General features: G+C 74.6%; 20 protein-coding genes and 1 pseudogene. 8 read left to right on the forward strand and 13 right to left on the reverse strand.

Translation table 11 applies throughout. The annotated features are described in order from the left end of the window. Window positions 1-64: 64 nt before the first annotated feature. The 3 genes and pseudogenes from ACIRPH_RS12470 (at window position 65) to ACIRPH_RS12480 (ending at window position 1,638) form a co-directional block, all read left to right on the forward strand. Complete coding sequence (locus tag ACIRPH_RS12470; protein ID WP_402913070.1) at window positions 65-514, forward strand: ATP-binding protein; 450 nt, start codon at window positions 65-67, stop codon at window positions 512-514. A gap of 161 nt (window positions 515-675) precedes the next feature. Next, a pseudogene (locus ACIRPH_RS12475) lies at window positions 676-861 on the forward strand (BldC family transcriptional regulator); the annotation flags it as partial. Between the two features lie 258 nt (window positions 862-1,119). Then, window positions 1,120-1,638 carry a hypothetical protein gene (locus ACIRPH_RS12480; RefSeq protein ID WP_402913072.1) on the forward strand — a complete coding sequence of 173 codons (519 nt, stop codon included), beginning with the start codon at window positions 1,120-1,122 and terminating at the stop codon, window positions 1,636-1,638. Window positions 1,639-1,752: 114 nt separating this feature from the next. Here ACIRPH_RS12480 and ACIRPH_RS12485 read toward each other — a convergent pair whose 3' ends face one another. Together ACIRPH_RS12485 and ACIRPH_RS12490 are read right to left on the reverse strand one after the other, a co-directional pair. Then, window positions 1,753-2,025 carry a hypothetical protein gene (locus ACIRPH_RS12485; protein WP_402913075.1) on the reverse strand — a complete coding sequence of 91 codons (273 nt, stop codon included), beginning with the start codon at window positions 2,023-2,025 and terminating at the stop codon, window positions 1,753-1,755. Between the two features lie 304 nt (window positions 2,026-2,329). Beyond that, entirely contained in the window at window positions 2,330-2,764 is a 435-nt protein-coding gene (locus tag ACIRPH_RS12490) for a hypothetical protein (RefSeq protein WP_402913077.1), read from the reverse strand. A 612-nt stretch (window positions 2,765-3,376) separates the two neighbouring features. Between ACIRPH_RS12490 and ACIRPH_RS12495 the strand changes: the two genes are divergently transcribed. After that, complete coding sequence (locus ACIRPH_RS12495; RefSeq protein ID WP_402913080.1) at window positions 3,377-4,333, forward strand: SDR family NAD(P)-dependent oxidoreductase; 957 nt, start codon at window positions 3,377-3,379, stop codon at window positions 4,331-4,333. Window positions 4,334-4,567: 234 nt separating this feature from the next. Here ACIRPH_RS12495 and ACIRPH_RS12500 read toward each other — a convergent pair whose 3' ends face one another. After that, a complete protein-coding gene (locus ACIRPH_RS12500; RefSeq protein WP_402913083.1) occupies window positions 4,568-5,011 on the reverse strand; it encodes a hypothetical protein in 444 nt (147 codons plus the stop codon). A 539-nt stretch (window positions 5,012-5,550) separates the two neighbouring features. On the opposite strand from ACIRPH_RS12500, the gene ACIRPH_RS12505 reads away from it, so the two are divergent. Genes ACIRPH_RS12505 through ACIRPH_RS12515 form a run of 3 tightly spaced genes read left to right on the forward strand, consistent with a single transcriptional unit; the run spans window position 5,551 to window position 6,585 of the window. Further along, complete coding sequence (locus ACIRPH_RS12505; RefSeq protein ID WP_267950435.1) at window positions 5,551-5,877, forward strand: PadR family transcriptional regulator; 327 nt, start codon at window positions 5,551-5,553, stop codon at window positions 5,875-5,877. Then, window positions 5,874-6,230, forward strand: a complete 357-nt coding sequence (locus ACIRPH_RS12510; protein ID WP_402913085.1) for a DUF1048 domain-containing protein — start codon at window positions 5,874-5,876, stop codon at window positions 6,228-6,230. The genes ACIRPH_RS12505 and ACIRPH_RS12510 overlap by 4 nt, the downstream gene beginning before the upstream one ends. Window position 6,231: 1 nt before the next feature. Continuing rightward, window positions 6,232-6,585 (forward strand): DUF1048 domain-containing protein, encoded by a 354-nt coding sequence (locus ACIRPH_RS12515; RefSeq protein WP_402913087.1) that lies wholly within the window; start codon window positions 6,232-6,234, stop codon window positions 6,583-6,585. Window positions 6,586-6,803: 218 nt separating this feature from the next. On the opposite strand, the gene ACIRPH_RS12520 is transcribed toward ACIRPH_RS12515, so the two are convergent. From ACIRPH_RS12520 to ACIRPH_RS12565, 10 genes are all read right to left on the reverse strand, one after another. After that, on the reverse strand, window positions 6,804-7,673 hold the full coding sequence (locus ACIRPH_RS12520) for an SMP-30/gluconolactonase/LRE family protein (RefSeq protein ID WP_402913089.1): 870 nt from the start codon (window positions 7,671-7,673) through the stop codon (window positions 6,804-6,806). 8 nt (window positions 7,674-7,681) lie between these two features. Further along, window positions 7,682-8,827 (reverse strand): galactonate dehydratase, encoded by a 1,146-nt coding sequence (gene dgoD / locus ACIRPH_RS12525; protein WP_402913091.1) that lies wholly within the window; start codon window positions 8,825-8,827, stop codon window positions 7,682-7,684. Then, window positions 8,824-9,555: a FadR/GntR family transcriptional regulator gene (locus ACIRPH_RS12530; RefSeq protein WP_402913093.1), complete on the reverse strand. Its 732-nt coding sequence runs from the start codon at window positions 9,553-9,555 to the stop codon at window positions 8,824-8,826. The genes dgoD and ACIRPH_RS12530 overlap by 4 nt, the downstream gene beginning before the upstream one ends. Before the next feature lie 22 nt (window positions 9,556-9,577). Next, window positions 9,578-10,333, reverse strand: a complete 756-nt coding sequence (locus ACIRPH_RS12535; RefSeq protein ID WP_402913095.1) for an SDR family NAD(P)-dependent oxidoreductase — start codon at window positions 10,331-10,333, stop codon at window positions 9,578-9,580. A gap of 1 nt (window position 10,334) precedes the next feature. Then, entirely contained in the window at window positions 10,335-11,561 is a 1,227-nt protein-coding gene (locus tag ACIRPH_RS12540; protein WP_402913098.1) for a hypothetical protein, read from the reverse strand. Next, window positions 11,558-12,643 carry a zinc-binding dehydrogenase gene (locus ACIRPH_RS12545; protein ID WP_402913100.1) on the reverse strand — a complete coding sequence of 362 codons (1,086 nt, stop codon included), beginning with the start codon at window positions 12,641-12,643 and terminating at the stop codon, window positions 11,558-11,560. Before ACIRPH_RS12545 ends, ACIRPH_RS12540 begins: the two co-directional genes overlap by 4 nt. 109 nt (window positions 12,644-12,752) lie before the next feature. Continuing rightward, window positions 12,753-13,763 (reverse strand): ABC transporter permease, encoded by a 1,011-nt coding sequence (locus tag ACIRPH_RS12550; protein WP_402913102.1) that lies wholly within the window; start codon window positions 13,761-13,763, stop codon window positions 12,753-12,755. Between the two features lie 13 nt (window positions 13,764-13,776). Continuing rightward, window positions 13,777-15,291 carry a sugar ABC transporter ATP-binding protein gene (locus tag ACIRPH_RS12555; protein WP_402913105.1) on the reverse strand — a complete coding sequence of 505 codons (1,515 nt, stop codon included), beginning with the start codon at window positions 15,289-15,291 and terminating at the stop codon, window positions 13,777-13,779. Between the two features lie 50 nt (window positions 15,292-15,341). After that, the gene (locus ACIRPH_RS12560) at window positions 15,342-16,343 is read right to left on the reverse strand and encodes a substrate-binding domain-containing protein (RefSeq protein WP_402913107.1); all 1,002 of its coding nucleotides are present in this window, start codon (window positions 16,341-16,343) and stop codon (window positions 15,342-15,344) included. A gap of 560 nt (window positions 16,344-16,903) precedes the next feature. Continuing rightward, a complete protein-coding gene (locus ACIRPH_RS12565; protein WP_402913110.1) occupies window positions 16,904-17,059 on the reverse strand; it encodes a hypothetical protein in 156 nt (51 codons plus the stop codon). Between the two features lie 427 nt (window positions 17,060-17,486). Between ACIRPH_RS12565 and ACIRPH_RS12570 the strand changes: the two genes are divergently transcribed. Beyond that, window positions 17,487-19,979, forward strand: a complete 2,493-nt coding sequence (locus ACIRPH_RS12570; RefSeq protein WP_402913113.1) for an ATP-dependent Clp protease ATP-binding subunit — start codon at window positions 17,487-17,489, stop codon at window positions 19,977-19,979. Window positions 19,980-20,074: the final 95 nt, after the last annotated feature.

Raw genomic sequence — 20,074 nt, forward strand, 5'->3', positions numbered from 1 at the left:
GGTCGCCACTAACGACCTCCGGGACAAATGCCCCACCTGACCGCAAAGAACAAAGGTGAGACGAATGCAGCCTACCGCCCCTCCCCCCGCACTTCCACGCCGCCTGTGCGGAACCCCCACGACCTCGGGCATCCTCATCGGCCCCCACCCCAGCCACGTCAGGGCCGCCCGCCAATGGGCCGCCCACGCCACCCGCTCCCGCCCCGGCCTGACCGACCCCCTCGCCCTCACCGTCACCGAGCTGGCCGCCAACGCCCTGCGCCACACCGCCTCCGGCCTGCCCGGCGGCACCGTGCGCATCGAGATCCACCGCACCCGCCGCCACCTCGAACTCCACGTCACCGACAACGGCCCCACCCCCGGAACCGCCCCCACACTCCCCGCCGTCCCCCTCCCGCAACCCCTGCGCGTGGGCGGCAACGGCCTGCGCCTGGTCGAGGCCGTGTGCGCCTACTGGGACTGGACCCAGGCCCCCTGCGGAGCGATCACCGTCCGCGCCGTCTTCGGCTGCTGAACCACTCCCCTACCCGGTGGCACACCGCCGCCGGGCCGCGGGGCCGCCGCCAAAAAAAGGGGGGCCGGCGGCCCCGCCCCACCCGCCCGGGGCCGGACACACTTCCCCGGTCCGGCCCCGCCCCCCACCCAGACAGAAAGAGAACAAGGTTGTCCTCCTCCCTGCCCGCACTCGTCGAGAACGCCGAGGCCCTGCTCACCCCCGGAGAGGTCGCCCGCCTCTTCCGCGTGGACCCCAAGACCGTCACCCGCTGGGAAAAAGACGGCCGACTCGCCTCGGTCAAAACCCTCGGCGGACACCGCCGCTACCCCCGCACCCAACTCACCGCCCTGCTCGATGCACGCCCCGACCACGGACGCCTCCTCCAGACCCTCCAAGAAGCCCGCGACCTGGCCACCGACACCGGAGCCCACACCACCGCCGCCCACATCGACGACCTCATCACCACCCTGAACACACAGGACGAGAAGCTTCGGCGAACACCCGGCACATGACAGGCATGCCGCCCGCGACCGCAGGAACCGCCCCGTGCGCCACCTCGGCGACGCACGGGGTTTCGGTCCTCGACCAGCGAGTTTGAGGCCCCCGCAGAAGGGCCGTTCCGCATGAGCACCACACCTGACGGGTACCGGCGGACCATGATCCTCTGCCCTACATGCGGCACCCCAGCCGTCCGAGTTCACCGCTCCCCCAGGTACTCGGCCCTGCCCGGCTCCGAACCGGCCGCGTCCTCCCACGCACGCGCCCGGTACGAGCCGTGCGGCCACGAGGTGCCGGGCGCCGACGTCGCCACCGGGGAGGACCCCGTCGAAGCGGCCCCTGCCCGAAACGCTCCCTCAGAGGAGATCGCGCGGGTGGCGGAGGTCGGCGTCCCCGCGCTCGACCACCTGGTGCCGGACGGCATGAGGATCATCCGGCGGGCGGCGGGGTTCGTGCGCGGAGGCCCGGACCTGGACGCGGACCGCATCCGCGCGGTGGCGTCCGCCTACGAGGACGAGGACGACCTCCCCGACCTGATCCTGTGGATGACCCCGGACGAGGCCCGCACGGCGGGGTTCAGTCCGCCGCCCGAATCGGTGGAGTGCCTGGTACGGGTGTCGTGGAGCCCCGCCTCGGACGACTGAACCGCCCGGCGGAGAGCGGAGCGGCCCGCCCTCGGGCCCCGGTCTCGCCGTGGCGGCGGGGCCGGGACGGCGACCACCGGGGAGCGGACCGACGCGGCCCCCTCACGACCGCGGTCAGGAGAGCGGTCGGCACCCCGCGCCCGTGGCGTCCGCGCGGTCGGCCGACGGGGTGATCTCCTCGCAGGCGTACCTCGTGCCGACCTCCTCGGAGTGCATCTCCCCCGGGCTGGACTCCCCGTTGCTCTCGCAGTCCGTCCCCTCGGCCACGGCTCTCGCCTCGTCGAAGACGATCCGGGCGCAGGTGTGGATGGCCGCGGCGTGCGCGGACGCAGACGGCACGGCGCCGCACAGCAGGACGAGGGCCAAAGTGGTGGCGAAACGACGCATGACTACCTTCCGTTCCCTTTTATTACCCCAGGTAGTTGAGCCTCTCCCGGATGGAGGAGCGCAAACAATCGGGAACGCCAGGTCCGGGGCCGTGTCCCCGGGGCTCGGTCGGCAGACGATGCGCGGACCCGGTCACGGCAGGGGGCAGCCCCGGGCCACCGCGGCCCGGGGGCTCCCGTGCCGGACCGGAAGGAGGCCGACGGCCGGGCCCGGCCGCCCCGGAGCGCGGGACACGGCGGAGCCGTGCTCCGGCCGCAGCGGGGGCGGCCCGGCGGGGCCGCCGGGCCTCCGCCGGGCCCCTCTCTCACGCCCTCGCGCCCGGCCGCACCCCGTGCTCGCGGGCGACGGCCTCCTGCACCCTCCGGTCGGCGTCGAGGGCACGGCAGACCTGTTCCAGGGTCGAGTTCAGCTCCGCCAGTCCGGTACGGACGAGGGCGCGCGCCTCGGCGGTCACCGCGAGGTCGATGTGCACCTCCTCGGTCTCGCACTCCCGCAGGTGCCGCTGAGCGGCTTCGACGCGTACGGCGTCCCTGGCGTCGAAGGCCCTCACCAGCTCCCTGCGGGCGGAGGCGACCCGGGTCCGGGCCCACTGCTGGGCGGCGTCGAGATCAGCCAGCCGCGCCTGGTGCACGGTGCGCTCCGCGAAGACCACGGCGCTGGCTTCGTAGACCGCCCGCCACAGTGCTTGGGCCGTGGCGTGGAGTTCTTTCACGTGGGGTTCGGGCTGACGGTTGCTCATGTCCTTTTTCACGGGTCTCAGGCGGGTGTGGGGGATGCGGGGTCGCTCCGTTCCGGTGTGAGGGACGACGGGAGTGAGACTCCGGGCGGGACGAGGGGTTGCGCCGGACCGCGGACAGGCCGCGGCACGGCACCCCATCGACACTCAGAGTGATCGTCATATTACCAATTGGAGTAATGCCTGGGTAACCCGCACCCCAAGAAGGGGAAATCGAGCAGCCGCAGGAGGACCGCGCCGTCGGCACCGCCCGGCGCACCACCGGCCGACCCCCGGACCCCTTCCGCGCCCCCCGAACGGGGGCGGGACGGCACGGCCGAGAACGCGGACGCGTCGGACCACCGGTCGGCCGCGTCCGCCGCACCGCCCACCGCCCGACCCCCCACCCTCGGGCCGCCTCGCGCGACCCCTCCGTTTGACAGCGCCATCCGCATGGGGGACCGTAGTTCAGGTGACACCGTCACATGAATTGTCCGCGGACGATGCCCGCGCGCGACGCCCGCCCTGCCCGACCACCGCCTCCGGAACGGCGCCGGTGGGCGCGTGCGGACCGTGTGCGGCGCCGCACCGGCGGGCCCGGGCGGACAGGACCATCCGAACAGGAGACACGAACCCATGGCGCCTCCGCCCAACGACCTCCCCGACCTCACGGGACGCACCGTCGTCGTCACCGGGACGACCTCCGGCCTCGGCCTCGCCCTCTCCGGTGCGCTGGCGGGGGCCGGCGCCCGGCTCCTGATGACCGTTCGCGACGCACGGCGCGGAGAGGCGGCCGTCGAGCGGGTGCGGGCGGGGATCGACGGTCCGGGCTCGGCCGAGGCCGTTCTGCTCGACCTGGCCGACCTCGACTCGGTGCGCGCCGCCGCCGCGGACATCCGGGAACGCACCGGTGACCGGGTCGACGTGCTGGTCAACAACGCCGCCGTGTCGCTCGGACCGCACGAGCGGACCCGCGACGGGTTCGAGCTCCAGATCGGGACCAACCACCTCGGTCCGGCCGCGCTGACCTGGCTGCTGATGCCCGCGCTGCGGTCGGCCGGAACCCCGGGGAGGCCCTCCCGGGTGGTGACGACGTCGAGCCTGGGACACCGCACCGGCGGACTCGACCTCACCGACCTGCACTGGGAGCGCCGGCGCTACTCGCCGACGCGCGCCTACGGGGCCTCCAAGCTCGCGAACCTGCTGTTCTCCGCCGAGCTCGACCGGCGGCTGCGACGCGCCGGCGACCCCGTGCTGTCGGTCGCCGCCCACCCGGGCCTGACGAGGTCGGAGCTGCTGAACAACGCCCTCGCCCGCGGGGGCACGTGGAAGGACCGCCTGTTCGTGCTGCCGGACCGCTACCTCTCCCAGCCGGTCGCCGCCGGGATCGGCCCCCAGCTGCTCGCGGCCACCGGACCGGTCCCCGGCGGCGGCTACCTGGGCCCGACCGGGCTCTTCGAGACCCGCGGTCCGGCCGGCCCCGCCCGCCGGTCGGCGGCCTCGCGGGACCCCGTGCTCGCGAGTGGGCTGTGGCAGGCCACGGCCTCCGCCACCGGCATCGCCCCGGACCCCGGCCCCACGGCCGGCGCGTGACGGCGCCCCTCCCGCCCCCGCGTCCCGTTCCCTCCGCGCGTTGGAGGGACGGGGCCACCGGTGAGCGCAGCGTCCGCCGCCGCCCCCGTTCCCGCCGCGCGCGGGAGCGGCCGCGCCCGGGCCGCGCCGGACACGGGCCGCCCCTCCCGCGACGGCGCGCCACGGGAGGGGCTGCGACGCCGGACCCTACGGGACCTCCGGGTCCCCGGGGGTCCGGCCTTCCGCTTCGCGGCGCTACTTGGGCCAGTAGAAGACGTCCGCGGTGGCCGACACGACCGTCGCGGCGGTGTCGCCCTGCTGGGCCAGGCGCACCCGCACCCGCCGCCCCTTGGCCAGGTTGCCCTTCCACGCGTAGGTGAAGTGGCCGTTCCCCCCGGCCTGCACGGGGCTGTCGACCGGCCGGTTGCGGGCGTACCGCCACCCGCCGTCGCCGTCCGGCTCGTACTCGGTGGCGCGGATCTGCACCTCCGCCCCGGCGGACAGGTCGGCGATGGTCACCCCCACGGAGAAGTCGTAGAGGGCGCCGTCCGGCTCGTTGACGCCGACGAGGCTGTACAGGCTGCCGGTGGAGGTGCCGCCGTGGTCGGCGTCGACCACGGTCTCGAACTCCAGCGACGTCCACTCGCCGGGTTCCAGGGTCTGGGCGCGGTCCTTCTCGAAGCGGCGGTGCTTGGGCATGTCGTCTTCCTCTCGGGGGCGGGGGAGGTCGCGGGCGGCCCGGCCGGCGCGCGGTCGTCCGGGGCGCGCGGAGACTCCCCATGGGGTACGGGTCGGAAGTGTGGCAGCGGTGGCCGGACGCCTCGCGGAGGGGGAGGCGCCGGGTCGCGCCGGCCGTCGGCGGTGGCCGCGGACGGCGTCTGTACGGAGCGGGGGTCGCCGACCGCCGGGGGCAGGGGGCGGTGCGTCACGGAAGGGGTGTCCGCCGGGCCGGGCGGCCCGGTGCGGGGCGGATCCGCCCCTACGGAAAGTACCCGCGGGAGCACGCAACGAACACCCGACGTCCGTCCGGTCTGCGGCCACGGGCAGGTCGCCGCCCGGGGGACGGGCGGCCCGGGGCGGGCGGCCCGGGGTGGACACGGGACCCCTCCGCCCCCGCTCCGCGGCGGGGCGGCCGTGGCCCTCACGCCCCGTTCGCGGAACGGAACCCTCTACTCTGTGCTACTTTATAGTGGTACCTAATGACACGCAGTACCAAGGAGAAGCCGGAGGGCTCCGCGATGGACGACCTGACGGAGATGCTGAAGGGCACGCTCGAAGGCTGCGTGCTGGAGATCATCGGCGGCGAGGAGACCTACGGCTACGCCATCACACGGCGGCTGAACGAACTCGGCTTCGCCGACGTCGTCGAGGGGACGGTCTACACCATCCTGCTGCGGCTGGAGAGGAACGGGCTCGTCCAGGTGACGAAACGGCCGTCCGGGATGGGGCCGCCGCGCAAGTTCTACGCGCTCAACGACGCGGGACGCGCGGAACTCGCGACGTTCTGGGCGAAGTGGGAGTACCTCTCGTCACGCGTCGACGAACTCAGGAAGGGCGGGAGATGAACCTCTGGGAGACCGTGACGGGCAGCGACCTCACGAGGGAGTGGAAGGCGTTCGAGGTCCGGGCCGAGGCGCTGCCGGCCGACCACCGGGCGGCGTGGGAGCAGGTCAAGGCCCACCTCTTCCCCTACTCGGGCTTCACCGGCCGCAACCTGACGCCGATCCTCGACAACGCCCTGGGGCTGCTCGAGGAGACGGCGGCGGACGGGCAGGACGTTCGCGACGTGCTGGGCGAGGACATCGCGGGCTTCTGCGCGGCCCTGGCCGGCGGGGAGGGGGCCCGGAGCCACCGCGACCGGTGGCGCGAGCAGTTGAACCGCGACGTCGCAAGGAAACTGGGCAGGCTGGGAGGCTGACGTGGGCGTCCAGGACATCATCGAGGGCAAGAGGCGTTGGCGGGCGCACATGGCGCGGGCCAAGGCGCTTCCGCCCGACTACCGGATCGTCTACAAGGAGATCCAGAGGTACTTCTTCAAGGTCGGACCGGTCGGCCTGGCCGACGGCGACCTGCTGCCGGGGATCGTCGAGTTCTTCGAGGAGGGCGCCGCGGTCGGCAAGGGGGTCCTGGAACTCATCGGCGACGACGTCGCCGCCTTCTGCGACGACCTGGTCGAGGACTCGCGCACCTACGCGGACCTCTACCAGGAGTCCGTCGGCGGGGAGCCCGGAGCGGCCGGCGAGGGGGGCGGCCCCGGAGGAGGCCGCGGCTGACCCCTCCCCCGCGGGCCCGGACGGGTCCGGCGGCCCCTCTCCCCCGGGTCCGCACGCGGCCCCGGAGCGCGGGCCCTGTGCCGCTCCGTGAGCGGAACGCGGGTTCGGCGCCGGAACCCCTCCGCGCGAACGCCCGCACGGGACCCCGGAGGGCACGGTGCGCGGGGGTCCGGGCGGTCCGGGGCGGGCGTGCCTCGCCCGCCCCGGACCCCGGGGGCTCAGCCGAAGTGGTGCGCGGGCGCGGCGGGGACCTCCACCGGCAGCGCGAACACCGCGCCGTCGCCGGCCCCCGGGTCCGTGAGCCCCACGGTCGCGGAGGTGACCATGAGCACGGGCTCGCCGTCCCCGACCACGCACACGCTGGTGGGCTGCGCGGCGGGGACCTCCACCACCCGGTCCAGGGCGCCGTCGGGCGCGTAGCGGTGCACGCGCCCCCCGCCCCAGACCGCGACCCAGAGGTGCCCCTCGGCGTCGACCTGCATGCCGTCCGGGCTGCCCTCCCCGACGCGGGCCAGCACGGTCCGCTCCCCGGGCAGGCCCTCGGCGTCCAGCGCGTAGGCGTCGATGCGCCCCTCCGCGCTGTCGGCCAGGTACATCACGGAGCCGTCCGGGGCGAAGGCGGGCCCGTTGGGCACGGTGTAGCCGTCCAGGACGCGGGTGACCCCTCCTCCGGGGTCGGCCCGGTAGAGCGACCCGGCCCCGCGGGTGCCGTCGTAGGCCATGGACCCCGCCCAGAACCGCCCGTGCGGGTCGCAGCAGCCGTCGTTCATGCGCATCGGCGTGGCCGCGCCGTCCTCGGGGCGGCCCAGCCACTCCACGGCGGCGGACCCGCCGCCGGTGCCCGTCAGCAGGGCGATGCCGGTGCCCGCCGCCGCCACGAGCGCGCCGGCGCCGTGCCGGACCGGGGCGACCGCGCCCAGGGGGACGTCGAGGGCCGCGAGTTCGTGGGCGGGCCCGGGCTCCCCGGGGGCCAGCCGCAGCAGGCGGCCCCGGAGGATGTCCACCATGAGCAGGTCGCCGCCGACCCAGCGCAGCCCCTCCCCGAGCTCGAAGCGGTCCTCGCTCCAGACCCTGACCACCGGTTCCATCGGCCCTCCTACCATTCCGCGAAAGATCCGTCCTCGTGACTCCACACCGGCGGACGCCACCGGTGCCCCACCCGGTCGGCGCGGCGCACCGCGTCCTCGTCCACCTCCACGCCGAGCCCGGGGGCGTCCGTACGGTGGATGTTCCCGTCCGGGAAGGCGAAGACTCCGGCGTCCACGACGTAGTCGAGCATTTCGGCGTCCTTGTTGTAGTGGATGCCGATGCTCTGTTCCTGGATGAGGAAGTTGGGGGTGGCGAAGGCGACCTGGAGGCTGGCGGCCAGGGCGACCGGGCCCAGCGGGCAGTGCGGGGCGAGTACCGCGTCGAAGGTCTCGGCCAGGGAGGCGATGCGCCGCACCTCGGAGATGCCGCCGGCGTGGGACAGGTCGGGCTGGGCCACCGCGATCCCGGCCTGGAGCGCGGGCAGGAAGTCGGTCCTGCCGTACAGGCGCTCGCCCGTGGCGATCGGCACCGGGCTGCACCGGACGATGTCGGGGAGCAGGTGCCCGTACTCGGGCAGGAGCGGCTCCTCGGCGAACATGGGGCGCAGCGGCTCCAGCAGCGGCAGGACCCTGCGGGCGGTGGCGGCGTTGAACCGGCCGTGGAAGTCGACCGCCACGTCGCGGTCGGGCCCGAGGACGTCGCGCACCTGGGCCAGCCGGTCCACGATGGCGTCGATCTCGCGGACGGTGGCGGAGCGGCCCATGACGCCGGAGGCGTTCATCTTCACGGCGGTGAGGCCGGACTCCACCCGCGCGGAGACCGCGTCGGCCAGCTCCGCCGGGTCGTCGCCCCCGACCCAGCCGTAGACGCGCACCCGGTCGCGGACCGGGCCGCCCAGGAGCTGGTGGACGGGGACGCCCAGGCGCTTGCCCGCGATGTCCCACAGGGCCTGGTCGAGTCCGGCGACCGCGCTGGAGAGCACGGGGCCGCCCCGGTAGAACGCGGCCTTGGTCAGGCGCTGCCAGTGGTGCTCGATGGGAGTGGGGTCCTCGCCGATGAGGAGGTCGGACAGCTCCCCGACGGCGGCCCGCACGGTCTCGGCGCGGCCCTCCACCACCGGTTCGCCCCAGCCGACGACCCCGTCGTCGGTCTCGACGCGGCACAGCAGCCACCGGGGCGGGACGAGGAACGTCTCGATGCGGGTGATCCTCACTGGGGCTTCTCCAGATCGTCGTGGTGTGCGCCTTCTCCGGTGGCGCGGAGGAGGTCCTCCCTGGCCTGGTCGAGCAGGGAGCGCATGGCCTGCTCCGCCGCGACCGGGTCCCCGGCCGCGACCGCCTCGGTGACGGCGGCGTGGCTGGGCACGGGGTCCTTGTGGGCTCCCCCGTGCACCAGGCGGTCGCGTTCGGAGAGACCGGCCGCGAAGAAGACGTCCGTGCGGGTGTACAGCTCGTTGCGGGTGGCGGCCAGCAGGGCGCGGTGCCAGCGCAGGTCGGCGTCGGCCGCGGCCTCGGGGGTGGCCTCCCCGGACTCGGCCATGTCCGCCACGGCCGCGCGCAGCGCCGCGACGTCCTCCGCCGTCCCGCGCAGGGCGGCCAGGCGGGCGGCGGCCGGTTCGAGGGCCTCGCGGAGCTCGGCCAGGTTGCGGAAGAACACGTCCCCGGCGCCCGCCGCTATCTGCCACCTGACCACGTCGGGGTCGAGCAGGTTCCAGTCCGCGCGCGCCCGCACGAAGGTCCCCTTGCGCTGCCGGGAGCCGACCAGGCCCTTGGCGGCGAGGACCTTGATCGCCTCGCGGATCGCGGTGAGGCTCAGGTCGAGTTCGTCGCTGAGGGCCGCCAGGTCGATCGTCTCGCCCTCGGCGATCCGGCCGGAGAGCACGCGCTCCCCCAGCAACCGCACGGTCTGGCCGTGGACCCCGCGCCCCGAGTAGGCCGCCATCAGTTCCTCCCCTTCCTGTGCGTCACGACGACGCCTTGTAGATACTCCACCCTCCGTCGACCGGCAGGCTCACCCCGGTGACGTAGGAGGCCTCCGCGGAGGCGAGGAAGGAGATGGCGGAGGCGACCTCCGCGGGGTCGCCGAAGCGCCGGGCCGCGGTCTGGGCGACGCTCTCGCGCCGGTCCTCCTCGCCCACCCCGTCCCAGGCGGAGGTGAGGATGGGGCCGGGCAGGACGCAGTTCACGCGCACGCTCGGGCCGTACTCGACGGCGAGCTGCCTGGTCAGGGCGGTCAGGCCGCCCTTGGTGGTGGCGTAGGCGGGGCGGCCGGGCAGCCCGAACCAGGCGTGCACGGACGACGTGAGGACGACGCTGCCCCGCTGGGCGGTGAGGTCGTCCAGGCAGGCGCGCATCCCCAGGAACGCGCCGGTGAGGTTCACCGACAGCTGGCGCTCCCAGGAGGCGAGCGTGGTCTCGTGGGCCGGGGCGACCTCGACGGTGTAGGCGTTGGACACCAGGACCCCCACCGGGCCGAACTCCGAGCGGGCGGTCCCGACCAGGCGCGCCCAGTCGCCCTCGTCGGACACGTCGGCGCGGACGGCGACGGCCCGGCCCCCGTGCGCGCGCACGCGCTCGGCCGCCTCCTCCACACGGGGCGAGAGGTCGGCCAGCACCACCGCGGCGCCCTCGTCCGCCAGGCGGCGGGCGGTGGCCTCGCCGATGCCCTGGGCCGCGCCGGTGACCACGGCGGTGACCCCGTCGTGCCTGCTGTTCGTCATGTCACTCCTGGTCCGGGTGGTGGTCGTGGATCCGCGTGCGGTCGGCGGACGCGGGTGCGCCGGGGCCGGGAGCCGTTCCCGGCCGGGGCCCTGCGGGCTCCCCCGCCGGTCCGTCCCCGCCGTGCGCCCCCTCGCGCAGGGCCGTGAAGACCGCGGGAGGGGACGGGTCCGCGTCCTGCGCGGACCCGGGGCCGGACGGCTGCGACCAGTAGCCCTGCGGGGTCACCCCCAGGACGGGGCCGGTGGTCGTGCCGAAGCCGAACTCGACGGTGAGGGCGGTGCTCCCGCCCGGGGCGATGACGGTGAGCGGGCCCAGCGCCTCGCACTCCACCACCCTGTCGACGGGGCGCAGACCGCCCAGGTGCTCCAGGGGGCGCTCGACCGGGTACTCCAGCCACACCTCGACGCGCGACCCCTCGTCGGGGTAGGCCGCGCCCTCGTCCACGGCGAAGCGCTGGGTGAGGGTACCGGCCGCGCCCACGTGGGCCAGCCAGCCCGAGGCGGTGGGGAAGCCGACCTTGCCGACGACGTCCTGCGCGGGCACCCGCACCACCGAGGGGGTGTGCGCGGCGGTCGCGGGGTTGGCGTCGCCCGCGACCAGGGGCACGGTGTGCGGCCCCTCCCCGCGCACGCCGACGTAGACCCCGTGGCCGTGCGCGGGCGTCCCGCCGTCCGCGCCGCCGGGCCCGTCGCCGCCGTCGATCTGGGTGACGTTCCACAGGGCCCACTCGCGCGGGACCCCGGAGGCGTTGACCGCCTCCAGGTCCAGGCGGTAGCCGGAGGCCCCCGGCTCCAGGGTCAGGCGCCGGACCAGGCGCAGCCCCGAGCGCGGGTCGTCTCCGCTGGTCATGGTGAGGGTGGCCGAGCCGTCCGGGGCCGTGGAGGTCTCGGCGGCGTAGGCCCCCGAGTCCAGGACCGGGTCGGGCGGCCCGGCCCACTGGCCGGGGCCGTCCCACCCCTGGGGAGCGGGCCACGTCTTGTCGCCGCCCACGTTGTGCCACGCGCTCATCGGCCCGCCGACCGGGCCGAGCACGACGCCCGGGAGCGGCTGGAGGTCCTCCCCCAGCAGGCGCGGGTTGCGGTACAGGTGCTCGCGTCCGAGGTGGCGGACGGACAGGATCCGCCCGCCCAGGGCGGGTGCGGCCGTCACCCTGAGCAGCCCGTTGTCGAGGACGACGAGCTCGTGCGCCCCGGAGGAGTCCCGTTCGACCGTGACGGCCCCGGTCACTCGCCGCCCCCGTCCACCAGGACGACCTTGCCCCGGCTGCCGCCCGCGGCGAGCCGGTAGGCCTCGTCCGCGTCGGCCAGCGCGAAGCGGTCCGAGACCACGCGCTCGGGGCTCAGCCCCCACCGCACCAGGTTCTGCGCCAGCTCGGCCATGGCGGGCAGGGAGGTCACCCAGGACGCGTACAGGGTGAGCTGCTTGTGCAGGAGGGTGTCGGACACCTCCGTCTCCAGGGTCCCGCCCTCGCCCACCAGGGACACGCGCCCCCACTCGGCGGCGTTCTCCAGCGCCAGGGAGCGGCCGGGGCGCGATCCCGAGCAGTCGATGACGGTGGCCGCGCCGCGTCCGCCGGTGGCGCGGCCGACCGTCTCGGCGGCCTCCTCGGGCGAGGCGAGGGCGTCGAACACGCCGAGGCCGGCGGCCCAGTCGCGGCGCACCTGCGAGGGCTCGACGCCGATGACGCGGGCGGCGCCCATGCCCCGGCCGATCATGCCGGCGGCCAGCCCGACGGGGCCCAGGCCGACGACGAGGAGGTCGCCGTCGCCGTTGACCCCGATCCGGCGCAGCCCCTCGTAGGCGGTGCCGAACCCGCACGCGATGAGGGCCCCGTCCACGAACGACAGCTCGTCGGGGAGGGGCACGCAGGTGGACTCGTCGGCCAGCAGGTAGCGGGCGTGGCCGCCGTCGCGCTGCCACCCGTAGGCCGCGCGGGAGGGGTCGGTGCAGCTGATCATGAACCCGCGGCGGCAGTTGTCGCAGAGCCCGCAGCCGGCGATGTGGTAGACGATGACGCGGTCCCCGGCGCCGAAGCGGCGGCAGCCCGGACCCGCCTGCACGACGGTGCCGGAGGGCTCGTGGCCGGCGACCACGCCGCGGTAGGCAGGGCCGTCGACGCCCCGGTGGGTCTTGTGCTCGTGGTAGATGAACCCGATGTCGCTGCCGCAGATGCCGGACGCTCCGACCCGCAGCAGGACCTGCCCGGGGCCGGGCTCGGGCACGGGCAGGGTGTCGACGACGGCGGTGGAGTCGCCGGGCAGGCGCACCCCGGGCATGGTGGCCGGGAGTGGTTCGGTGGTCGCGTTCATGGGTCTCCCCCGTTTCTTCGTGCGGACGGCGTGCGGCCGGGGCGGTGTGGCGGGCCGCCCCGGCTCGGGTGGGGCGCCCGCGGGACCGTGCGGTCCCGCGGGCGCTCCGCTAGGTGAGTCTGTGGGCGGACTCGCGCCTGCTGATGATGACGTTGACGAGGACGGCCGCCACGATGATGAGGCCGCGCACCACGTCCTGGAAGAACGAGTTGACCCCGAGCAGGACCAGCCCGTTGGCGATGACGGTGATGAAGATGACGCCGAGGAAGGTCCCCCCGAGCGAGCCGCGCCCGCCCGCCAGGGCGGTGCCGCCGATGACGACGGCGGCGATGACGTCGAACTCCAGTCCGGCGGCGGCGCCGCCGTTGCCCGACCCCAGACGGGCCGCCATGAGCACGCCGGTGATGGCGGCGAGCAGGCCGGTCGTGGCGAACAGCGCGATCCGCACCCGGGAGACGTTGATACCGGCGAGCCGGGCGGCCGCGGCGTTGCCGCCGGTGGCGAAGACGGAGCGGCCGTAGGCGGTGTAGCGGGAGACGTACGCGAAGACCGCGAACAGGACCAGCATGATCACCGCGGAGGTCGGCACGCCCAGGATCGAACCGCCCAGGACGTCGAACACGGCGCTCTCGGGGAGCGGGACGGGCAGGGCGTCGGTCATGTAGAGGGCGAGGCCGCCCAGGACGCTCCACAGCCCGAGCGTGGTGATGAACGAGGGGACGTTGAACCGGGCGCGCAGCCACCCGGCGAGGGCTCCCCACAGGACGCCCATCACGAGGGTGAGGACGATCGCTCCGCCCACGCCGATGTTCCACTCGGTGGCGCCCTTGGCGACGATGACGGACGCGAAGGCGACCGCCGGGCCGATGCTGATGTCGATCTCGCCGGCGACGATCACCAGGGTGACGCCCCAGGCGGCGATGCCGATCATCGCGGCGTTGCGCAGGAGTCCGAGCTGGTTGTCCAGGCTCAGGAACCCGGCGGCCGTGGAGCCGAGCACGACGTAGAGGAGCACGATGGCGGCCAGCAGGCCGATCTCGTTGAGACGGGGGCCGAAGCGGCCGATGAGGTCGCCGCGGGCGGAGACCGCCTCGCCGGTGACCTGGGTGGTGGTGGTCATAGTTCCTCGCCGTTCACGCCGCCATCGCGGCGGCCATGATGTTGTCCAGGGTGATGTCGTCGCCGGTGAACTCGCCTTCGAGGCGTCCGCCGCGCAGCGCGAGCACGCGGTCGCACACGAGGGGCAGCTCCTCCAGTTCGCTGGAGACGAAGACGACCGCCGCGCCCGTCGCGGCCAGTTCGCGCACGATGCGGTAGATCTGGGCCTTGGCCTCGACGTCCACGCCCCGCGTGGGCTCGTCCAGGAGCAGGATGCGGCTCCCGGCGTGCAGCCAGCGGCCGATGACGGCCTTCTGCTGGTTGCCGCCGCTGAGGTTGACGATCGGTGTGTCGGGGCGTGCGGCCTTGATGGAGAAGCGCTCGATGAGCCCGCCGCCGATGGCCGACACCCGGGAAGGCAGGACCGTGCCCGCCCTGGAGGCGCCGCCGAACCAGGTCATCACCATGTTCTCGGAGACGCCGAGGAGCGGGACGACGCCCTCGCCCTTGCGGTCCTCGGGCGTGATGCCGACGCCGAGGCGCTTCATGGTCCGCGGCGTGGGCCTGGCCACGGGCGCGCCCTCGACCTCGATCGTCCCGGTGGCGGGGGTGAATCCGGCCAGCGCGCGCAGGATCTCGGTGCGGCCGGAGCCCATCAGCCCGCCCAGGCCCAGGACCTCGCCGGGGTGGACGTCGAAGGAGACGTCGCCGACCTTGGGCGGGACGGACAGGCCCCGCACGGACAGCAGCGGGGTCCCGGAGCGGTCGACCCGGCTGTCGGGCCTCTCCTGCTCCTGCTCGTCGTGGCCGAGCATGAGGGAGACGATCCGGGCGGTGGTGGCCCCCTTGACGGGGACGGTCTCCACGACGGTTCCGTCGCGCATGACCGTGACGGTGTCGGCGACGCGGCGGATCTCGTCCAGGCGGTGGCTGACGTAGATGACGCCGACGCCGCTCGCGGCGACGCGCGTGACCGCCTCCAGGACGATGTCGGCCTCGCTCGCGGCGAGGGCGCTGGTCGGCTCGTCCAGGATGAGCAGGCGGGGGCGCGAGCGCAGGGCGCGCGCGATCTCCACGAGCTGCTGCTGGGCGAGGGGCAGGTCGCCGGCCGCGGTGGCGGGGTCGATGTCGACGCCGAGTTCGGCGAAGGCCTCGCGGGCGCCGTTCCTGATGGCGGCGTGGTCGACGCGCCCCACGGTGGTGGGCCACGTCCCGAGGTAGAGGTTCTCGGCGGCGGACAGCTGCGGGACCAGGCTGAGCTCCTGGTAGACGGTGCCCACGCCGAGCTCGGCGGCCCGGCGGACGCCGCCCTCCCCGAGGGGCGTGCCGTCGATCTCGACCTCGCCCGCGTCCGGGGTCTCCACCCCGGAGAGCATGCGGATGAGGGTGGACTTGCCGGCTCCGTTGCGGCCGAGCAGCGCGCGGACCTCTCCGGCGCGGACCTCGAAGTCGGCGCCGTCCAGGGCTGTGACCCCTGGGTAGGTCTTGGTGGCGGCCCGGGTGCGGGCCACGACCGGCGCGTCGGCCGCTACCGGGGAGGTGTCGCTCATGGGTGCTCCACTGGTGGGACGGGTGGGATGGCTGGGGTGCGGGTCGCCGGTCACGGGATGCCGTCCGGGTGCTCCTCCAGCCACCGGGCGCCGTCCTCCGGTGTGGTGTAGAGGTCGATGGGGGCGTTGGTGACGAACTCGTCGCCCTCCTCGCCCGCGATGATGTCCTCGACCGTCTCCCCGGCCATGCGGCCCACCGCGATGCCGGAGATGTCGACGTTGGCCTTGAGGACCGTGTGGTCGGCCAGGGCTCGGGCCGCGTCGGTGGACATGTCGCTGCCGAAGACGACGACGTCGCCGTCGCGGCCCCGGCTGTGCACGGCGCGGACCGCGCCCATCGTGGCGCCGCCGGCCTCGCCGTAGAAGGCGTCGAGGTCGGGGTGGGCGGTGAGGACGCGCTCGCCCACGTCGACGGCCTCGTCGATGGTGGCGCCCTGCTGGTTGGCGACGATCTCGGCGTCCGGGAGGCGGTCGAAGAGCGCCTCCTCGAAGCCCTCGCGCCGCTGGACGCACACCTCGACGAACTCGCAGTTGAGGACGGCGATCTTGGGGTCGTCGACCTTCTCGGCCTCGAAGTGCTCCGCGGCGGCCTCGCCCAGCAGGCGGCCGAACTCGTGCGGGTCGCCGAGGATGTAGGAGGTGACGTACTCGCGTGCGGCCTCGTCCTCGATGCAGGTGTTGTAGCAGACGACGGGGATGCCGCTCTCGTGGGCCAGCCGCAGGGCGGGGATGGAGGCGGTGGCCGAGACCGGGGACAGGACGAGCACGTCGACGCCCGCGGAGGCGGTCACGTCCACGAAGGTGCTCTCCTCGGAGGCGTCGCCGCGGGCGTTGAGCTCCAGGAGCTGGAGTTCGCGTCCGGACTCCTCGGCGTGGTCCTGCATGCCCTGGCGGACCCCGGCGTAGTAGCCCTGGGCGTCCATGTAGACGACGCCGATGCGGCCGTCCTCGCCGAGTCTTCCTCCGGCGCACCCTGCGAGCGTTACCGCGCACACGGCTACCGCCAGTGCGGCGAGCACGCGTCCGCGGAAGCGCCGCGGTCGTCTCTCCATGGGGGACCTCCCTGATATGTCAGCGCCCGCTCTCACCTGCGCGGACACCTCTGTTGCTCGCTGAGAGCATGCCATCGTGACGCAGGTAACGTCAAGAATAAATACTAATTAATTATTTTTTCCAGAAGTGGAGGCGACCGGCGGGCGACGGCGGCGCGACCCCGGGTGACGACGGGGATCGGGCCCGGACCGGGAGGACGTGCGGGCGGAGTGCCGTCGGGGCCGGGGATCCGGACACCGGGGGCCGGGCGCGCGGCGCCGGAGGGAGCGGCCGCACCGGGGGCGGGCGCAAGGCGCCGGGAGCGCGGAGGCGCGGGGCGCTGAGGCGCGGGCCGGGCGGAAGAAGCCGCCGGGCGCGGGATCGCGGGGGGCACGGAGCGGCCGGGAGGACGGCGGCCCCCGGAGGGGCGGAGCGTGCGCCCGGTCGGCCCCCGACGAGGTCGGGGCGGACGCCGGGGCCGCCGGACGGGTTCGCGGCCGATCCGCGCATCGGCCCCGGCCCCGACGACACGACCGGCCCCGCCGATCCGTCGGCGGGGCCGGTCGTGCGGGCGCCCCCGTCAGGCTCGCGGGGTCGTGCCGCCGAAGAGGACGGCGGGGACGACGTCGGTCAGGACCCCCATGCCGGTGTGGTCGTCGACGGCAGCGGCGGCAGGGGCGATCGCGGCCCCCACCAGGGCGGCGGACAGGGCCAGGGTGGCCAGGATGCGACTCATGGGTCTCCTCCGGTCGAAAGAACAATGGTGACTCAGAGTAACAAGACAGGTCCTCGGAGTCGCTCAGGTGCGCCGCGGCGAGGACGAGGGGCCGTGCCGCGCGCCAGTCGGACAGCCCCCGCTCGCGCCCGCCGCCGGGAGGCCCCGGAGCCGGCCGGAGGACGGCCGCCGGGATGGACACGCATCGGGTCCGACCCTGCTGGGTAGCGTGGGACTGTCGGCGCACCGGACCGCTCCACCGGCGGCACGGAAGCCGCCGGGGGCCGCCGGAAACCCCGGCGGCACGGCCGGAGGGCCGGTGGCCGCGGGCCCCGGAGGCCCGGCCACACCGCAGGACACTGACGCCCGATTCAGGGTCATTCACGTAGAGTTACCGAGCAACTACTTGGCGATGGCACGCCACCAGACGCACGGGGGACGAGACGAGATGACACACGACTTTCCCGACGACCGCGGCAGCGACCCCGGGTCCTTCGACGAGTTCCTGGCCCGGTTCCTCGGGGCCCGGGGCCCGGTCCGCCGCGTGGACCTGTCCAAGCTGATGAGCGCCGAGGCCCAGGAGGTCGCCGACGCGGCGGTGCGCCGCGCCCTGGAGGCCGGCGGCGCCGACGTGGACACGGTCCACCTGCTGTGGTCCCTGCTGCGCCACCAGCCCACGCGCGAGCTGATCGGGCGCACCGACGCCCGCCTCGACCAGCTCACCTCCGTGATCGACCAGGCGGTGGCGCAGGCGCCCCGGACGGTGCGCGGGTCGGCCAGGCTCACCCCGGCCGCCAAGAGGGCCCTGCTGGACGCGCTCCAGATCGCGCGGGCCACCGGCAGCTCCAGCATCACGCCCGAGCACCTGCTGTTCGCCCTGGCCGTCAACCCCGACAGCCCGGTCAGCCAGCTCATGCGCGACTCCGGGATCACGCCGCCCGCGCTGCAGAAGGCCGCGGGCCCCGTGCCCGCCGCCGACCGGGGCGAGGAGGAGCCCTCGTCCACGCCCACCCTGGACGAGTACGGCACCGACATGACGGCGCTGGCCCGCGAGGGGCGCCTGGACCCGGTCGTGGGCCGCGACGACGAGGTCGAGCAGTGCATCGAGGTGCTCGCCCGGCGCCGCAAGAACAACCCCGTGCTCATCGGCGACCCGGGCGTGGGCAAGACCGCGATCGCCGAGGGCATCGCCCAGCGCATCTTCGACGACGACGTCCCCGAGACCCTGCGCGGACGCCGCCTGGTCCAGCTCGACCTGGCCGGGATCGTGGCGGGCACGCGCTACCGGGGCGACTTCGAGGAGCGCCTCACCGCGATCGTGGACGAGATCCGCGCGCAGTCCGAGGGCCTGCTCATCTTCATCGACGAGATCCACACGATCGTGGGCGCCGGGGCGGCCGAGGGGTCGATGAACGCCGGGAACATGCTCAAGCCCGCGCTCGCCCGCGGCGAGCTGCACGTCATCGGCGCGACCACGGTGGACGAGTACCGCAAGAACATCGAGAAGGACGCCGCGCTCGAACGCCGCTTCCAGCCGATCCAGGTGCCCGAGCCGTCGGTGGAGGACACCGTCGAGATCCTGCGCGGCCTGCGCGACCGCTACGAGGCCCACCACCAGGTGCGGTTCAGCGACGAGAGCCTGGTCGCGGCCGCCGAGCTGTCGGACCGCTACGTCACCGACCGGTTCCTGCCGGACAAGGCCATCGACCTGGTCGACCAGGCGGGCGCCCGGGTGCGGCTGCGGCTCAAGTCGTCCAGCTCCACCCTGCGCGAGCTGGAGAAGAGGCTCAAGGAGCTGGAGGAGCAGAAGGACCGGGCGGTCCAGGAGGAGGACTACGAGCGGGCGTCGGCGGTGCGCGACGAGATCTCCGCCGCCCGGAGCTCGATCCACCAGGCCCGCGGGACCGGTTCCGCGGTGCCGGAGGTGACCAGCGCCGACATCGCCGACGTGGTCTCCCGCAGCACCGGCATCCCGGTCTCCCAGCTCACCCAGGAGGAGCGGGACCGGCTGGTCAACCTGGAGGAGGTGCTGCACACGCGGGTGATCGGCCAGAACGAGGCGGTCACCGCGGTGTCCGAGGCGATCCGCCGATCCCGGGCCGGGCTGGGCGACCCCGACCGGCCGGTGGGCAGCTTCCTGTTCCTGGGGCCGACCGGCGTGGGCAAGACGGAACTGGCCCGGGCGCTGGCCGAGGCCCTGTTCGGGTCCGAGGACGCCATGGTGCGCATCGACATGAGCGAGTTCCAGGAGCGGCACACCACCAGCCGCCTGACCGGCGCGCCTCCCGGGTTCGTCGGCTACGAGGAGGCGGGCCAGCTCACCGAGGCGGTGCGCCGCAACCCCTACTCCGTGCTCCTGCTGGACGAGATCGAGAAGGCGCACCCGGACGTGTTCAACCTGCTGCTGCAGCTGTTGGACGACGGCCGGCTGACCGACGGCCAGGGGCGGACGGTGGACTTCCGCAACACGGTGGTCATCATGACCAGCAACCTGGGGTCGGAGGCGATCACCGGCGGCGGCCCGATGGGGTTCACCGCCGACGGCCAGATGGACCCCGACACCGAGCAGCGGGTGATGCGGCGGCTGCGCGAGGAGTTCCGGCCCGAGTTCGTCAACCGGATCGACGAGGTCATCGTCTTCAAGCAGCTCGGGAGCGAGGAGCTGGCCCAGATCACCCGGCTCATGCTGGAGCACCTCGAACAGCGGCTCAGGGCGAAGGACGTCACGGTGCGGTTCACCGACGAGGCGGTCTCGTGGCTGGCCGAGCACGGGTACCAGCCCGCGTACGGCGCCCGGCCGCTGGCGCGCACGATCCAGCGCACCGTCGGCAACCGCCTCTCGCGCATGGTGCTGGACGGGCAGGTCGTCCCGGGCGACCAGGTGATCGTGGACGCGGGCGACGACGGGGACCTGCGGATCTCCACCGCCCCCGCCTTCTGAGGCGGGCCGGGGCGGCCGGAGGGGGGGGGCCCCGGGGCGGGGGGGGCCCCCCCGGGGGGGGGGCCCCGGGGGGGGGGGGGGGCGCCCCCCGGGGG

Origin of the sequence: Nocardiopsis sp. NPDC101807, from assembly GCF_044766605.1 — a bacterium.
Taxonomy (GTDB): Bacteria; Actinomycetota; Actinomycetes; order Streptosporangiales; family Streptosporangiaceae; genus Nocardiopsis; species Nocardiopsis tropica.

Coding starts and splice junctions, on each gene's coding strand:
- ACIRPH_RS12535 (WP_402913095.1), bottom strand. CDS start 10,333: ATGACGAACAGCAGGCACGACGGGGTCACCGCCGTGGTCACCGGCGCG.
- ACIRPH_RS12545 (WP_402913100.1), bottom strand. CDS start 12,643: ATGAACGCGACCACCGAACCACTCCCGGCCACCATGCCCGGGGTGCGC.
- ACIRPH_RS12490 (WP_402913077.1), bottom strand. CDS start 2,764: ATGAGCAACCGTCAGCCCGAACCCCACGTGAAAGAACTCCACGCCACG.
- ACIRPH_RS12555 (WP_402913105.1), bottom strand. CDS start 15,291: ATGAGCGACACCTCCCCGGTAGCGGCCGACGCGCCGGTCGTGGCCCGC.
- ACIRPH_RS12560 (WP_402913107.1), bottom strand. CDS start 16,343: ATGGAGAGACGACCGCGGCGCTTCCGCGGACGCGTGCTCGCCGCACTG.
- ACIRPH_RS12510 (WP_402913085.1), top strand. CDS start 5,874: ATGAACCTCTGGGAGACCGTGACGGGCAGCGACCTCACGAGGGAGTGG.
- ACIRPH_RS12570 (WP_402913113.1), top strand. CDS start 17,487: ATGACACACGACTTTCCCGACGACCGCGGCAGCGACCCCGGGTCCTTC.
- ACIRPH_RS12550 (WP_402913102.1), bottom strand. CDS start 13,763: ATGACCACCACCACCCAGGTCACCGGCGAGGCGGTCTCCGCCCGCGGC.
- ACIRPH_RS12505 (WP_267950435.1), top strand. CDS start 5,551: ATGGACGACCTGACGGAGATGCTGAAGGGCACGCTCGAAGGCTGCGTG.
- ACIRPH_RS12470 (WP_402913070.1), top strand. CDS start 65: ATGCAGCCTACCGCCCCTCCCCCCGCACTTCCACGCCGCCTGTGCGGA.
- ACIRPH_RS12485 (WP_402913075.1), bottom strand. CDS start 2,025: ATGCGTCGTTTCGCCACCACTTTGGCCCTCGTCCTGCTGTGCGGCGCC.
- ACIRPH_RS12565 (WP_402913110.1), bottom strand. CDS start 17,059: ATGAGTCGCATCCTGGCCACCCTGGCCCTGTCCGCCGCCCTGGTGGGG.
- ACIRPH_RS12495 (WP_402913080.1), top strand. CDS start 3,377: ATGGCGCCTCCGCCCAACGACCTCCCCGACCTCACGGGACGCACCGTC.
- ACIRPH_RS12530 (WP_402913093.1), bottom strand. CDS start 9,555: ATGGCGGCCTACTCGGGGCGCGGGGTCCACGGCCAGACCGTGCGGTTG.
- ACIRPH_RS12520 (WP_402913089.1), bottom strand. CDS start 7,673: ATGGAACCGGTGGTCAGGGTCTGGAGCGAGGACCGCTTCGAGCTCGGG.
- ACIRPH_RS12480 (WP_402913072.1), top strand. CDS start 1,120: ATGAGCACCACACCTGACGGGTACCGGCGGACCATGATCCTCTGCCCT.
- ACIRPH_RS12500 (WP_402913083.1), bottom strand. CDS start 5,011: ATGCCCAAGCACCGCCGCTTCGAGAAGGACCGCGCCCAGACCCTGGAA.